Below are 13,140 nucleotides of genomic sequence, written 5' to 3' on the forward strand. Positions count from 1 at the left end.
TGGCACGGCACATGCCCTTGCCGGGCAGTTAAAGGATCCCCACCATGATGCCCCAGCCAGATCGCGCGAAACGCAACACGATTGTGCTGGTATTGGCGCAGGCGATGTTGGGCGCACAGATGCCGATGATCTTTACGGTTGGCGGCTTGGCGGGACAATCGCTTGCGCCAAACCCATGCCTGTCGACATTGCCGATTTCGATGATCATCCTGGGCTCTGTTTTTGCGGCACAACCGTTATCGGCCTATATGGCGCGCCATGGGCGCAGGCCAGGGTTCATTGCCGCCAATGGCGCAGGCGCATTGGGGGCTGCAATTGCCGCCTATGCATTGTGGATCGGGAATTTCTGGTTGTTTTTGGCCGGCTCATTGTTCACTGGCGTTTATCTGTCGGCGCAAGGTTTCTACCGTTTTGCCGCGACTGATGCCGTATCAAAAGACTTTGCACCCAAGGCGATTTCCTACGTGCTGGCGGGGGGGCTGATTTCCGCAGTGATTGGGCCGCAATTGGTAAAGGTGACAGCCACGGCGATGGTCATCCCCTTTCTTGGGACCTATCTGGCGATCATCGCGATCAACGCACTGGGCCCGATCCTCTTCGCATTTCTGGACATTCCACCGCCGCCAGCGGCACAGCCCGGCGCCAAACCGCTGGGGCGCACCCGCACGCAGATGCTGCGTGACCCAAAGATCGTCGTCGCGATCATCTGCGCGATGGTCTCCTATGCTTTGATGAATTTGGTAATGACCGCTACGCCGCTGGCGGTGGTAGGATGCGGCTATGCCCCTGCGCGCGCGGCCGATATCGTTTCAGCCCATGTTCTGGCGATGTATATTCCGTCCTTTTTTACCGGCCATCTGATCGCACGTTTCGGCCGTGCGCCAATCGTGGGGCTTGGCCTGTGCATCCTTGCCGGTGCTGGTGCAGCGGCACTCAGCGGTATCGCATTAGAGAATTTCTTTCTGGCACTGGTGCTATTGGGACTGGGCTGGAACTTTGGCTTTATCGGTGCAACCGCCATGCTTGCGGCGGCCCATAAACCGGAAGAGCGTGGGCGCGTACAAGGGCTTAATGATGTAATTGTGTTTAGTGGCGTTTTCCTGGCCTCACTTGCATCGGGCGGATTGATGAGCTGCGCAGGAGAGTCGCCACAGGCAGGATGGGCAGCGGTTAATCTGGCAATGGTGCCGTTTTTGACATTGGCCGGCGCCGCGCTGATATGGTTAATGATGCGCCCGAAGGATACGGTATGAAGCTGGCAATTTTACCGTCTTGCGCGACAGGTCAAACGGATGCGTTTTTGGCCGAATTGGCGCGCACACGCGCAAAACGCGGTCAACCCATCGTGGCAATGGTGCGCGCAGCCGATGATGTTGCCCCCGACACAAAGCTGATCTTACAACTGTGGCCAAGCGGCGATATTTGGCCCATTTTCCAACAGCTTGGTCCCGGCGCCAGCGGATGCTCTCTTGATCCAGGGGCATTGGAGCAAGCGGTGGAGTGCAGCCTACGCGCATTGGCAAGCGCGGCACCCGGCACGCCGGTGATCGTCAATAAATTTGGCAAGCAAGAGGCCGCAGGTCTGGGCACCCGCGCCCTGATCGCACAGGCCTTGGCGCAAGGTCATCCCGTGCTTTTGGCGGTTCCTGCCCATAATCGCGCCGCGTTTGAAGAATTTTCAGGCGGCATGCATGAAGAAATACTGTATGATTTTCAGGCAATTGAAGCATTTTTTACTGCGAAATCCTGAAACCTTTGGCGCAGGGTTTGAACCCCGTGGCGCTGGGCACTAGACTTTTGTGGGCGCAGCGGTCAAAAAGACCGTGTTAGCGCTATCAGTTTAAGGGGAGTTCTTATGGTCTCGCGCGTCATCCCGGTTGATCCGTTCGATCTCGTCATTTTTGGCGCAACAGGTGATCTTGCCAATCGCAAGATTTTCCCCGGTCTGTATCGGCGCTTTCAGGCAGGGCAGATGCCAATGGAAGCACGCCTGATCGGTGCGGCACGCTCTGACATGAGCTGCGAAGAATTTCGGGCCCACATCCGTAAATCCATCGATGAATTCGTGCATGAAAACAAGCGCGACCCAAAGATGATCGATGACTTTATCGCGCGTCTGGATTATGTGCCCGTTGATGCCCGTGGCACCGATGGCTGGGATGATTTAAAAACCAAAATCGACAACACGCATATCACGGCCTTCTATTTCTCGGTCGCGCCGGCATTGTTTGGCGATATTGCCGAACGGCTTGTGTCCTACGGGATTTCCGACAGCGAAAGCCGGATCGTGGTGGAGAAACCATTTGGCCGCGATTTGGCATCGGCAGAGAAGCTGAATGCCACATTGGCAGAGTTTTTCGACGAAGGTCAGATTTATCGGATTGATCACTATCTGGGCAAAGAGACGGTTCAAAACCTGATGGCCCTGCGGTTCGCAAATATCTTGTTTGAGCCATTGTGGAATAGCCAATATATCGACCATGTGCAGATCACAGTGGCCGAAACCGTGGGCGTTGGCGGGCGCGGCAGTTATTATGACAAGTCGGGCGCGATGCGCGACATGATTCAAAACCACCTGATGCAGCTGTTGTGCATGATCGCAATGGAACCGCCCTATCATTTCGACCCTGATGCGGTGCGCGATGAAAAGGTGAAGGTTATCCGCGCCTTGCAACCGGTTCCGGCACATGACATCGTGCGTGGACAATATTTGGGATATCACCGCGAAGGCTATGATGAGCCGATGCCGGGCTATCTGGAAGATTGCGAAGATCCCAATTCCAAAACGGAATCCTATATTGCGATGAAGGTGAATATCGCAAATTGGCGTTGGACCAACACGCCCTTTTATTTGCGCACCGGTAAGCGGCTGCGCGCCCGCACCAGTGAAATCGCGGTGTTCTTCAAGGAACCGCCGCATTCCATTTTTGACGATTCAGAATCCGATGTGAACTGGAAGGCAAACCAGCTTGTCATACGGCTGCAACCCAATGAGGGCATGAACCTTAAGATGATGATTAAGGAACCCGGCCCCGGTGGTATGCGCCTTGTGCAAGTGCCGCTTGATATGTCTTTCGCCGAAGCCTTGGGCGAAGGCGGTGCGGATATGCCTGACGCTTATGAACGACTCATCATGGATGTGATCCGCGGCAACCAGACGCTGTTTATGCGCGGGGATGAGGTCGAGGCTGCATGGGCCTGGACCGACCCAATCATCAATGGCTGGGAAGAACGTGGTGATAAACCGAAACCCTATGATAGCGGCACGACCGGCCCAGAGGATGCGTTGATGTTGATGCACCGTGATGGTCGCCGCTGGAGGCATGTGAAATAATGGATTTTAAAACCTATCCCGACCGCGATGTGTTGATGTTGGCTGTGGCCGATAAAATCGCTAGCCAGCTGCGCGCCACATTGGCCACCGAAGGCCGCGCCACATTATCCGTTCCCGGTGGCACAACACCGGGGCCGATTTTTGATATTTTGTCCGATCTGGAACTGGATTGGCAAAATGTTGTGATTGTATTGAACGATGAACGCTGGGTGCCGACCACATCTGAACGCTCAAACACCCGGTTGCTGCGCGAACGTCTGCTGGTGAACAAGGCCGCAAGCGCCACGCTATTGCCGCTATATGTCAATGCGCCCGACCCTGACGAACGTCTTGATGCGCTGTCAGAAAACCTGCGCCCTAACCTGCCGATTTCGGTGCTGTTGCTGGGCATGGGCACGGATATGCATACGGCCTCTTTGTTCCCGGGCGCCGACAAGCTGAAAACAGCCCTTGATGACGAAGCGCCAGAGCTGATGGCATTGCGCGCCGATGCTGCAGGAGAGCCGCGCATCACCATGACCGCTCGCGTTTTGAAAGACGCGATGCATACGCATATCCTGATCACGGGTAATGAGAAAAAAGCCGCGATTGAGGCGGCGCAATCTTTGCCGGTCGAACAGGCGCCGGTGCGATGCGTTTTGAACAATGCCACGGTGCATTGGGCGGAATGAACCCAAAGCGATACGATTTTGGGGCCGCGCTTTGCGGCCCCGTTCATAACTGGGGAGACTGACATAATTATGAGCACCTGGACCGCCCTTCTGGAAACCGCCGCAGCGGTAAAATCCCGTCCCATCCTGGAGCTGTTTTCCACCGCTGGCCGCGCCGAAGATTTCTCGGCGTCGACAGGCCCGTTTGTTTATGACTATTCCAAAACCAATATCGACGCGGCAACCCGTGATATGTTGCTCTCTTTGGCGCGCGACAGTGGTTTAGAAGCCAAACGCGATGCGATGTTTGCCGGTGCCAAAATCAATGAAACCGAAGGCCGCGCCGTATTGCACACAGCGCTGCGTAATCTGGACGGCAAGGTCGTTATCGACGGGGCCGATGTCATGCCAGAGGTCCGCGAGACCTATGATCGCATGGCCGCATTTGCCAATGATATACGCCGCGGCACTTATCAGGCCCAGGGCGGTAAGGTCACCGATATTGTCAATATCGGTATTGGCGGCTCGGACCTTGGCCCGGCAATGGCGGTGCTGGCGCTGGCGCCTTATCATGACGGACCGGCGTGCCATTTCGTATCCAATGTCGATGGGGCGCATATTCACGATGTGCTGAAAGGTCTGAACCCTGAAACGACATTGGTGATTGTGGCCTCTAAGACCTTCACCACAATCGAAACCATGACCAATGCACAAACGGCGAAACGCTGGATGGCGCAGAAAGTGGCCGATCCGGCAGCGCAATTTGCCGCCCTGTCCACCTCGGCCGAGAAAACCGCCGCCTTTGGCATTGATCCGGCACGGGTCTTTGGCTTTGCCGATTGGGTTGGGGGCCGTTATTCGATGTGGGGGCCGATTGGCCTGTCCTTGATGATCGCGGTAGGTGTCGAAGATTTCAAAGGCGTCTTGGATGGTGCCGCCGCGATGGATGCACATTTCAAAGAGGCGCCTTTGGCGCAAAACCTGCCGGTGCTTTACGCATTGGTCGGTATGTGGCACGCACAGTTTTGCAATTATGCCACCCGCGCCGTGCTGCCCTATGATCAGCGCCTGTCGCGCCTGCCCGCGTATCTGCAGCAGTTGGAAATGGAAAGCAACGGCAAGCGCGTGTCGATGGATGGCAAGGATTTGCCGTATAATTCCGGCCCTGTTGTCTGGGGCGAACCTGGCACGAATGGCCAACATGCGTTTTATCAGCTGATCCATCAGGGCACGCGGGTCATCCCGTGTGAATTTATGTTGGCGATGGAGGGTCACGAGCCAGATCTGGCACATCAGCACATCTTGCTGGCGGCGAACTGTCTGGCACAATCCGAGGCGCTGATGCGCGGGCGCTCGCTGGACGAAGCGACCGAGATCATGGCTGCCAAGGGGCTGACCGGCGCAGAGTTGGACCGTCAGGCACGCCACCGCGTGTTCCCCGGCGCGCGGCCTTCGACCACGTTGATCTACCCGAAACTGACCCCTGAAGTATTCGGCGGCATTATCGCGCTATATGAACATCGTGTGTTTGTAGAGGGCGTGATTTTGGGCATCAACAGCTTTGACCAATGGGGTGTTGAGCTGGGCAAGGAGCTGGCGCTGGCGCTGGCACCAGTGTTGGAAGGGCGTGAAAGCGGTATGGGCAAAGACGGCTCCACACTGCGTCTGGCGGCTTTGGTACGCCAAGCACAAGGCTGAGCACTGAGGTCCAAAGTGATCCAGCGGCGAGGCCACTATGTGGCCTCAAGCGATGCGAATGATCGGCGCCCTGTGCGGGGCGCCGATGGTCAACCGCCCCCGTTTACGCGCTGTCCGATCCGGGGGCGCGTGGGGCAGACCAGCCCCGCCAGACAGACACGATACGTAAGATGACCGTGGCTGCGATACCGATCAAAGCTGTTTCAAAGCCCGGCCAACCCCATTCCCCTCCTGCGACATAAATTGCAGCCCCCACAAGTGCGGCCATTGCATAGACCTCTTCGCGCAGCACGCGCGGGATTTCCGCTACCAACAGATCGCGCACCGCACCACCGCCTGTCGCGGTAAGCACGCCCAGCATGACTGCAGGTATGGGCGATAGGCCATAGAGCAACGCCTTGCCCGCACCGGTAATCGCAAACAATCCCAGCCCCAGCGCATCAAGCACCATTACCGGTTTCGACACACGCTCAATCCCGTGGTGAAAGAAAAAACCTGTGGCACCTGCCAGCATCGCTGCAACCAGGTAACGGCTGTCGCGCAGCGCTGCCGGCGGAGTTGATCCCAAAGCCATGTCGCGGATCATGCCACCCGCCAGGGCCGCCGCAACAGCTAGCACCATGATACCAAATAAATCCAACCTGCGGCGCACCGCAACGACGGCCCCCGACAAACCAAAAACATAGGTGCCGATCAGATCCAGAATTAAACCCAAACTGGAGACTTGCAACACAGGCGGAAAGATCCCCTCCATCATACCAACGCCTTGCCCAAGCGCGGCAGGCGCGCGCGTTTCAGCAAAGCACGCAGCGGTTGTGACACGCCGGACAGTCGCTCTGCCGTGGCGCGGATATCCTCTACGATCGTTGCCACGGTTTCGCGATCGTCACTGGCAAATTGCCACAGCAGCCCGTCCGGGTCGCGCCGTTCCAGCCCTTCGCTTGCCAAAACGCCCCGCGGAAAATCCTTGGCATTCATTGTAACGATGGCTTCAGCCCCGCCGGCAATGGCACAGGCCAGAACATGGATGTCATTCTCATCTGGCAGATGAAGCCGCGTCTCTAATCCGGTGTGTCGTTGCACCATCGCCGCTGGAAACCGCGCCGTCAGTAGCGCAATTTCTCCGCGTGCAATGACCTCATCTGTAGGGTTGCGACGTGCCGCAGCGCGCGCCCATTCTTCAAGTAGACGTTCCGACCAAATCGGCTGAAACATCCCCGCCTGCGCGCAACCAATCAAGATTTCGCGTAAAATTGTGGGATACAAGACACAGGCATCAAGACAGAGTTTCATCAATCCAACCGGAAAGCCAAGGATTTCAAATATCCGGTTTCTGCCAGCTGCGGCAACATCGGATGATCGGCCCCGGCAAATCCGGTGTGCAACAGCTGTGCCGCACGCCCCGCCTTGCCGATACCACGCGTCGATGACGCCCGGAACTGACCCAGATCCGCCGCGTGCGAACAGGAGCACAGCACAAGATACCCGCCCGGCGCAACCAAGGGCGCGGCCAAACGTGCCACGCGTTCATAGGCCCGCAGCCCTGCTTGCAGTGCAGGTTTTGCCGGCGCAAATGCGGGTGGATCGCAAATCACCACATCGAATTGAGCGCCTTCGCCGGCCAATGCCTCTAATGTCGCAAACGCGTCGCCCTTACGGGTAGAAAAGCGATCCGTTGCACCCATCGCCTGCGCGCCCTGCTCTGCCAAGGCCAATGCCGCCGCCGACCCATCCACCGCCAATGCCGATTGCGCGCCGTTGGCCAAAGCCGCCAAACCGAATCCGCCAACATGAGAGAACACATCCAACACCCGTGCCCCGCGCGATAGGCTGGCCGCAAACGCATGGTTGGGGCGCTGATCATAGAACAGACCGGTCTTTTGCCCGCCCATCACATCGGCCATATATGTTGCGCCATTCATCCGAACCGGCACAGGTGCGTCGATCCCGCCCAGCAAAACCTCCATCACATCACCCAAGCCCTCCAGTGCGCGCGCCCGACCCGAAGCGTTTTTAACAATCGTCGTCACGCCAGTCACCTCGGCCAAGGCAGAGGTCATATCATCGACCATCGCATCCGCCCAAGCCGCGTTAGGCTGTATGACGGCCACATCCCCGAAACGGTCAATGATCGTGCCGGGCAGCCCGTCAGACTCTGCATGGATCAGGCGATAGAAGGGCTGATCAAACAAACGTTCGCGCAGCGCCAGCGCATGTGACAATTTGCCCACCAACCACGCACGGTCGATCTGCGCGGTGGCGTCCCTGTCCATCACCCGGCAGATGATTTTCGACAATGGATTCACTGTCACCGTTGCCAATGGCCGGCGCTCTGCATCCTCCAGCGTGGCAAAGGTGCCCGGCGCCATAGCTTTGGTACGGCGGTCAATCACCAACTCATCGGCATAAACCCAAGGGAAACCGTGGCGGATCGCCCGGGCCTCCCCCTTGGGACGCAAGCGCACAACGGGACGGTCAGAGCTGTGGTCTTCGGCTTGGGTGGTCATGGCGCACATCCTTTTCGCGTTTCTTCCCACTTACAGCCAGATGGCGCGCAATAAAAGCGGTGCGACTGGACAAGATCACATCAAAAGCCAAGTAATTGTATCGTAGGCGTGAGTTGCATTGTTAGCGCTAACGCCATATAGTTACTTTCAAATGGCCAGCCAAGGCAAGTTTGCCCGGCTGGAGCTACGCAACCGCGAACAGATCGAAAGCCAGCCATGTCCGATATTGCCGCACCGCTTAATTCCACCATCGCCCGCATTACGGACCGTATTCGGGAACGATCCAAGGGGCTGCGCGGCGATTACCTTGCCCGCATCAATGAGGCGGCATCGAATGGCCCTGCCCGTGCGCACCTGACCTGCGGCAATCAGGCCCATGCCTATGCTGCAATGGGCGATCAAAAGGCAATGCTGGCAGAAGGTCGCGCGCCCAATATCGGCATCATAACCGCCTATAATGATATGCTGTCGGCACATCAGCCCTATGAAACATTTCCACAGCTGATCAAGAAAGCCGCAGCAGAGGCAGGTGCGACAGCACAAGTCGCCGGCGGAGTTCCCGCGATGTGCGACGGCGTGACCCAAGGCCAACCGGGGATGGAGCTGTCGTTATTCTCGCGCGATGTGATCGCAATGGCTGCGGCGATTGGGCTAACGCATAATACGTTTGATTCCGCGCTATATCTGGGTGTGTGCGATAAAATCGTGCCCGGGCTGATTATGGCAGCGGCGACATTTGGTCATATCCCGGCGGTATTCATTCCTGCGGGTCCGATGACCTCGGGCCTGCCCAATGATGAAAAATCCAAGGTGCGTCAGCAATTTGCAACCGGCGAAGTGGGCCGAGATGAGCTGATGAAGGCCGAGATGGCGTCGTATCACGGGCCGGGCACCTGCACATTCTATGGCACGGCCAATACCAATCAGATGTTGATGGAATTCATGGGCCTGCATCTGCCCGGTGCATCCTTCGTCACGCCCGGGACGCCGCTGCGCGAGGCGCTGACCGTGGCCGGTGCGAAACGCGCCGCCGAAATCACCGCCCTTGGCAATGATTTCCGCCCAGCCGGTGAAATTTTGGACGAACGCGCCTTTGTGAACGGGCTTGTCGGGCTGATGGCGACGGGGGGGTCGACCAACCTGGTGCTGCATCTGCCGGCAATGGCCCGCGCGGCCGGGATCGTGCTGGATCTGGAAGATTTTGACGAGATCTCCTCGGTCGTGCCGCTGATGGCAAAGGTTTATCCTAACGGATTGGCCGATGTGAATCACTTCCACGCGGCAGGCGGTTTGCAATTCATGATCCGTGATTTGCTAAAGAACGGCCTGTTAAATCCCGATGCAAAGACCGTGGCTGGGGATGGCATGTCGCTTTATGCCAATGAGCCCAAGTTGCGCGACGGTCAGGTGGTCTGGGAGGATGGCCCAGAAGAAACGCTGAATGACAAGATCCTGCGCCCTGCCGCAACCGGTTTTGCCAAAACCGGTGGGTTGAAACAATTGGCAGGCAATCTTGGCCGTGGCGTGATCAAGATCTCGGCGGTGGCAGAAGAACACCGGCTGGTCGAAGCCAAATGCCGGGTCTTCAGCGATCAGGGCGCGGTAAAGACCGCCTTCCAAAACGGCGAATTCACCGAAGACACGATTGTTGTCGTGCGCTTCCAAGGCCCATCGGCCAATGGTATGCCGGAGCTGCATTCGCTCACTCCGGTGCTGTCGATCTTGCAAGGGCGCGGGCTGAAAGTGGCACTTGTCACTGATGGCCGTATGTCGGGCGCATCGGGTAAAGTTCCAGCTGCAATCCATGTCGCGCCCGAGGCGGCGAATGGGGGCCCATTGGCAAAGCTGCGCGATGGGGATCTGGTGCGTCTGGACGCAGAGGCCGGGGTGCTGACCTGCCTGTCGGCCGATCTGGACAGCCGCGAGGCAATCGTGCCAGATTTGACCGGCAATCATTTCGGCCTTGGCCGAGAGCTATTCGCAGCCTTCCGCGCCCAAGTGGGCAATTCCACCGAAGGCGCCGCAGTGGCCGTATAATACAACTTTGGGCGCTGCACGCCGGGGGATGGCCCCGCCTGCAACGCCCAAAGAAATTCAATAAGCCGCCTATCGCGCGGCCCGATCCAAATCAGAGGTATTCGATGACGCCCGCAGATCAGTCCAAAGCCGCCCGCGCAATTTGCGAACTTGCCCCGATTGTTCCGGTGATTGTGGTGCGCGATGTCGCCCATGCCAACCCATTGGCCACGGCGCTTGTCAAAGGTGGGTTGCCCGCGCTGGAGGTCACGCTGCGGTCCGATTGTGCCTTGGATGCCATCCGTGCAATGGCCGATGTTGAAGGCGGCGTTGTGGGGGCAGGCACGCTGCTGACACCTGCCGATGTCAAGGCCGCCAAGGCAGCGGGCGCGAAATTCGGCGTCAGCCCCGGCGTCACCGATGATCTGATCAAAGCCTGCTGTGACGAAGAACTGCCCCTTCTGCCCGGCACCGCCACCCCATCTGAGGTGATGAAGCTGCTGGAGCTTGGCTTTAACATGGTGAAATTCTTCCCTGCTGAGACCAATGGCGGCGCGCCTGCGCTGAAAAACTTCGGGGGGCCATTGCCGCAGATGAAATTCTGCCCGACAGGCGGCGTCAGCATCAAAAACGCCCCTGATTATCTGGCCTTGCCAAATGTGATCTGTGCCGGTGGGTCATGGGTTGCGCCCGATAAATTGGTGCAGTCAGGCGATTGGGCCGCGATTGAGGCCTTGGCCCGCGAAGCCGCGGCCTTACCACGTTAAGATCGCCCTACAACCTATTGAAAACAATAAAACGGCAGCAAAATAGCTGCCGTTTCTTACGGATAGATGATGCCACATTCGGTGATAATCATATCCAGCGGCTGATCTGTAGGTTCTTGCGGCAGGTCCGGCAGCTCTTGCGCACCATAGGCAAAGCCGATGGCCGTCACAGGGGCGGCGGCCGCTCGCAATTTTTGCAATGTTCGGTCATAAAACCCCCCACCATAGCCCAGCCGAAGCCCGCCCCGTGTGAAGGCGACCAATGGCACGATCAGCACTTGCGGTACAATCGGCGCAGGGTCCACAGGGATTGCCGCCCCAAACGCGCCCGGGATCATCGGTGCCTGGGCATGCCAGTGGCGAAAAGACAGCGGCTGCTCTGGCGCATCGACCACCGGCACACAGGTTGGCCCGTCAAAGGCAATCATCGCCGGCCGGGGATCAATTTCACTACGGATCGGCATATAGCCCGCCAGAACCTGTCCAAAATAAGGTCGTAGCGCCGCCAAAAGCGCAGCGCAGGCCGCTGTGCCTGATTCCGTATTCCGATGGGCCACCTTACGCGCGCCAAGAGCGGCTTTACGGGCCTGCCCCTTATCCTCTGCCAGCGTCATAACATCCAGACCCCGGCCAGACCAAGAAAGGCAAAAAAGCCGACAACATCTGTCACAGTCGTCACAAATGTTCCCGATGCAAGGGCGGGATCGGCACCGAACCGCTCCAGCACCAGCGGAACGACAATCCCCGCAAGGGCGGCAACCACAAGGTTGATCACCATCGCCACGGCGATCACCGCGCCCAATGTCACCCCATCAAACCAGATATAGGCAACCAGGCCCATCACCACTGCGAAGGCCAAACCATTGATCAACCCCACGACGACCTCGCGTCGGATGACCCGCCATACGTTGGATTCCGTCACGCTTTTGGTGGCCAAAGCCCGCACCGCGACCGTCAGGGTCTGCGTTCCAGCATTTCCCCCCATCGAGGCCACGATCGGCATCAACACCGCCAAGGCGACCAGCTGTTGAATCGTCCCCTCGAACACCGAAATCACCATGGACGCCATGATCGCTGTCAGCAGGTTCACAAACAACCACGGTAAGCGTTGCTGAACCGTTTCCCACACAGTATCGGTGATCGAACTGTCATCGCCCACACCGGCCAGACGCAGGATGTCTTCTTCATGTTCCTCGTCCAGAACCGACATCGCATCATCAATGGTGATCACACCCACAAGGCGGCCGTTTTCATCGACCACCGGCACCGAAATCAAGTGATATTGGTTGAACGCATAGGCCACGTCACCTTCTTCTTGATACACAGAGATCGCGCGAAATTCATCTTCGGCAATATCGGATAATGCCGCCGTGCGCGGCGCCGACAGCACCCGCCCCAATGTCACATTGGCAATCGGGTGATGCATCGGATCAACCAGGATCACATGATAGAACTGATCGGGCAGCCAATCGGCAGAACGCAGGTAATCAATTGTCTCGCCCACGGTCCAATGGCCCGGCGCGGTCACGACCTCACGTTGCATCAAACGCCCGGCCGAGAATTCGGGATAGGTCAGTGATTTCTCAACCGCAATCCGGTCGCGATCATCCAGCGCAGATAAGATGACTTCTTGTTGCGAGCGTTCTTCGATCGTTTCGATCAGGTCGACAACGTCATCGGAGTCCATTTCACGGACCGCATCGGCCAGAACCGTCGGTTCCAGCTCGTCAATCACCTCTTCACGGATGGATTCGTTGATCTCCGCAAGGATTTCACCGTCCATCTCATCGCCATATAGGCGCAAGATGTCCCGACGCTCCGAGCCAGAGACCTGTTCCAAAAGGTCAGCAATATCGGCAGCATGCAGCGGTTCAAGGATCGAAATAACGCGTTGCGCGTCTTCATCAGCAACCGCGTCAAGAAGTGTATCTACGACATCAGCGTCCAACCGATAATCTTCTTCATGCTCGGTGTCATCGACCCGTTCATCCGTCATGGCGCCTCCTAAGCTGTTGCTGCACGTTAGCCTAGACCCGCGACTTACAGAAGGGGGCCAGCACCGTAATTTGATAGGTTCTTGTGCCATCCATTTTATGACCTACTGATGACAATTCAGATGCAGATCACAAGGTAAGTAACGAATTTAATGAATTATTTTTGAATTACGC

The 13,140-nt window shown here is 57.6% G+C and carries 12 protein-coding genes; 7 read left to right on the plus strand and 5 right to left on the minus strand.

Annotated elements, in window-relative coordinates:
- Positions 1-44 precede the first annotated feature (44 nt).
- The 5 genes from BFP70_RS14175 (at position 45) to pgi (ending at position 5,682) form a co-directional block, all read left to right on the plus strand.
- Positions 45-1,253, plus strand: coding sequence for an MFS transporter (locus BFP70_RS14175; protein WP_141693213.1), 1,209 nt, complete (start codon positions 45-47; stop codon positions 1,251-1,253).
- Entirely contained in the window at positions 1,250-1,750 is a 501-nt protein-coding gene (locus BFP70_RS14180) for a DUF2478 domain-containing protein (RefSeq protein WP_066012303.1), read from the plus strand. Before BFP70_RS14175 ends, BFP70_RS14180 begins: the two co-directional genes overlap by 4 nt.
- Before the next feature lie 105 nt (positions 1,751-1,855).
- A complete protein-coding gene (gene zwf, locus BFP70_RS14185; RefSeq protein WP_066012304.1) occupies positions 1,856-3,334 on the plus strand; it encodes a glucose-6-phosphate dehydrogenase in 1,479 nt (492 codons plus the stop codon).
- Positions 3,334-4,005, plus strand: coding sequence for a 6-phosphogluconolactonase (gene pgl, locus BFP70_RS14190; RefSeq protein WP_066012305.1), 672 nt, complete (start codon positions 3,334-3,336; stop codon positions 4,003-4,005). The genes zwf and pgl overlap by 1 nt, the downstream gene beginning before the upstream one ends.
- A 66-nt stretch (positions 4,006-4,071) precedes the next feature.
- Positions 4,072-5,682: a glucose-6-phosphate isomerase gene (gene pgi, locus BFP70_RS14195; RefSeq protein WP_369820212.1), complete on the plus strand. Its 1,611-nt coding sequence runs from the start codon at positions 4,072-4,074 to the stop codon at positions 5,680-5,682.
- A gap of 103 nt (positions 5,683-5,785) precedes the next feature.
- Here the strand turns inward: pgi and BFP70_RS14200 are convergent, their stop codons facing one another.
- From BFP70_RS14200 to BFP70_RS14210, 3 genes are read right to left on the minus strand one after another with little or no spacing between them, the layout of a single operon-like run.
- Positions 5,786-6,439, minus strand: coding sequence for a trimeric intracellular cation channel family protein (locus BFP70_RS14200; RefSeq protein ID WP_255356720.1), 654 nt, complete (start codon positions 6,437-6,439; stop codon positions 5,786-5,788).
- Positions 6,436-6,975 (minus strand): RSP_2648 family PIN domain-containing protein, encoded by a 540-nt coding sequence (locus BFP70_RS14205; protein WP_066012308.1) that lies wholly within the window; start codon positions 6,973-6,975, stop codon positions 6,436-6,438. The genes BFP70_RS14200 and BFP70_RS14205 overlap by 4 nt, the downstream gene beginning before the upstream one ends.
- Entirely contained in the window at positions 6,975-8,189 is a 1,215-nt protein-coding gene (locus BFP70_RS14210) for an RSP_2647 family RNA methyltransferase (RefSeq protein WP_066012309.1), read from the minus strand. Before BFP70_RS14210 ends, BFP70_RS14205 begins: the two co-directional genes overlap by 1 nt.
- 216 nt (positions 8,190-8,405) lie before the next feature.
- Between BFP70_RS14210 and edd the strand changes: the two genes are divergently transcribed.
- Together edd and eda are read left to right on the plus strand one after the other, a co-directional pair.
- Complete coding sequence (gene edd, locus BFP70_RS14215; RefSeq protein ID WP_066012310.1) at positions 8,406-10,226, plus strand: phosphogluconate dehydratase; 1,821 nt, start codon at positions 8,406-8,408, stop codon at positions 10,224-10,226.
- Positions 10,227-10,330: 104 nt separating this feature from the next.
- Positions 10,331-10,972, plus strand: a complete 642-nt coding sequence (eda, locus tag BFP70_RS14220) for a bifunctional 4-hydroxy-2-oxoglutarate aldolase/2-dehydro-3-deoxy-phosphogluconate aldolase (protein WP_066012311.1) — start codon at positions 10,331-10,333, stop codon at positions 10,970-10,972.
- A gap of 56 nt (positions 10,973-11,028) precedes the next feature.
- On the opposite strand, the gene BFP70_RS14225 is transcribed toward eda, so the two are convergent.
- Entirely contained in the window at positions 11,029-11,586 is a 558-nt protein-coding gene (locus BFP70_RS14225; RefSeq protein WP_066012312.1) for a 5-formyltetrahydrofolate cyclo-ligase, read from the minus strand.
- Positions 11,583-12,968 carry a magnesium transporter gene (mgtE, locus tag BFP70_RS14230; protein ID WP_066012313.1) on the minus strand — a complete coding sequence of 462 codons (1,386 nt, stop codon included), beginning with the start codon at positions 12,966-12,968 and terminating at the stop codon, positions 11,583-11,585. The genes BFP70_RS14225 and mgtE overlap by 4 nt, the downstream gene beginning before the upstream one ends.
- Positions 12,969-13,140: the final 172 nt, after the last annotated feature.

It is taken from the genome of Thioclava sp. SK-1 (assembly GCF_001705665.1).
Taxonomy (GTDB): Bacteria; Pseudomonadota; Alphaproteobacteria; order Rhodobacterales; family Rhodobacteraceae; genus Thioclava.

What these genes read in the sequence shown, in the direction of transcription:
- BFP70_RS14175 (WP_141693213.1), top strand. Translation starts at nt 45, where the DNA reads ATGATGCCCCAGCCAGATCGCGCGAAACGCAACACGATTGTGCTGGTA.
- BFP70_RS14180 (WP_066012303.1), top strand. Translation starts at nt 1,250, where the DNA reads ATGAAGCTGGCAATTTTACCGTCTTGCGCGACAGGTCAAACGGATGCG.
- zwf (WP_066012304.1), top strand. Translation starts at nt 1,856, where the DNA reads ATGGTCTCGCGCGTCATCCCGGTTGATCCGTTCGATCTCGTCATTTTT.
- pgl (WP_066012305.1), top strand. Translation starts at nt 3,334, where the DNA reads ATGGATTTTAAAACCTATCCCGACCGCGATGTGTTGATGTTGGCTGTG.
- BFP70_RS14200 (WP_255356720.1), bottom strand. Translation starts at nt 6,439, where the DNA reads ATGATGGAGGGGATCTTTCCGCCTGTGTTGCAAGTCTCCAGTTTGGGT.
- BFP70_RS14205 (WP_066012308.1), bottom strand. Translation starts at nt 6,975, where the DNA reads ATGAAACTCTGTCTTGATGCCTGTGTCTTGTATCCCACAATTTTACGC.
- BFP70_RS14210 (WP_066012309.1), bottom strand. Translation starts at nt 8,189, where the DNA reads ATGACCACCCAAGCCGAAGACCACAGCTCTGACCGTCCCGTTGTGCGC.
- edd (WP_066012310.1), top strand. Translation starts at nt 8,406, where the DNA reads ATGTCCGATATTGCCGCACCGCTTAATTCCACCATCGCCCGCATTACG.
- eda (WP_066012311.1), top strand. Translation starts at nt 10,331, where the DNA reads ATGACGCCCGCAGATCAGTCCAAAGCCGCCCGCGCAATTTGCGAACTT.
- BFP70_RS14225 (WP_066012312.1), bottom strand. Translation starts at nt 11,586, where the DNA reads ATGACGCTGGCAGAGGATAAGGGGCAGGCCCGTAAAGCCGCTCTTGGC.
- mgtE (WP_066012313.1), bottom strand. Translation starts at nt 12,968, where the DNA reads ATGACGGATGAACGGGTCGATGACACCGAGCATGAAGAAGATTATCGG.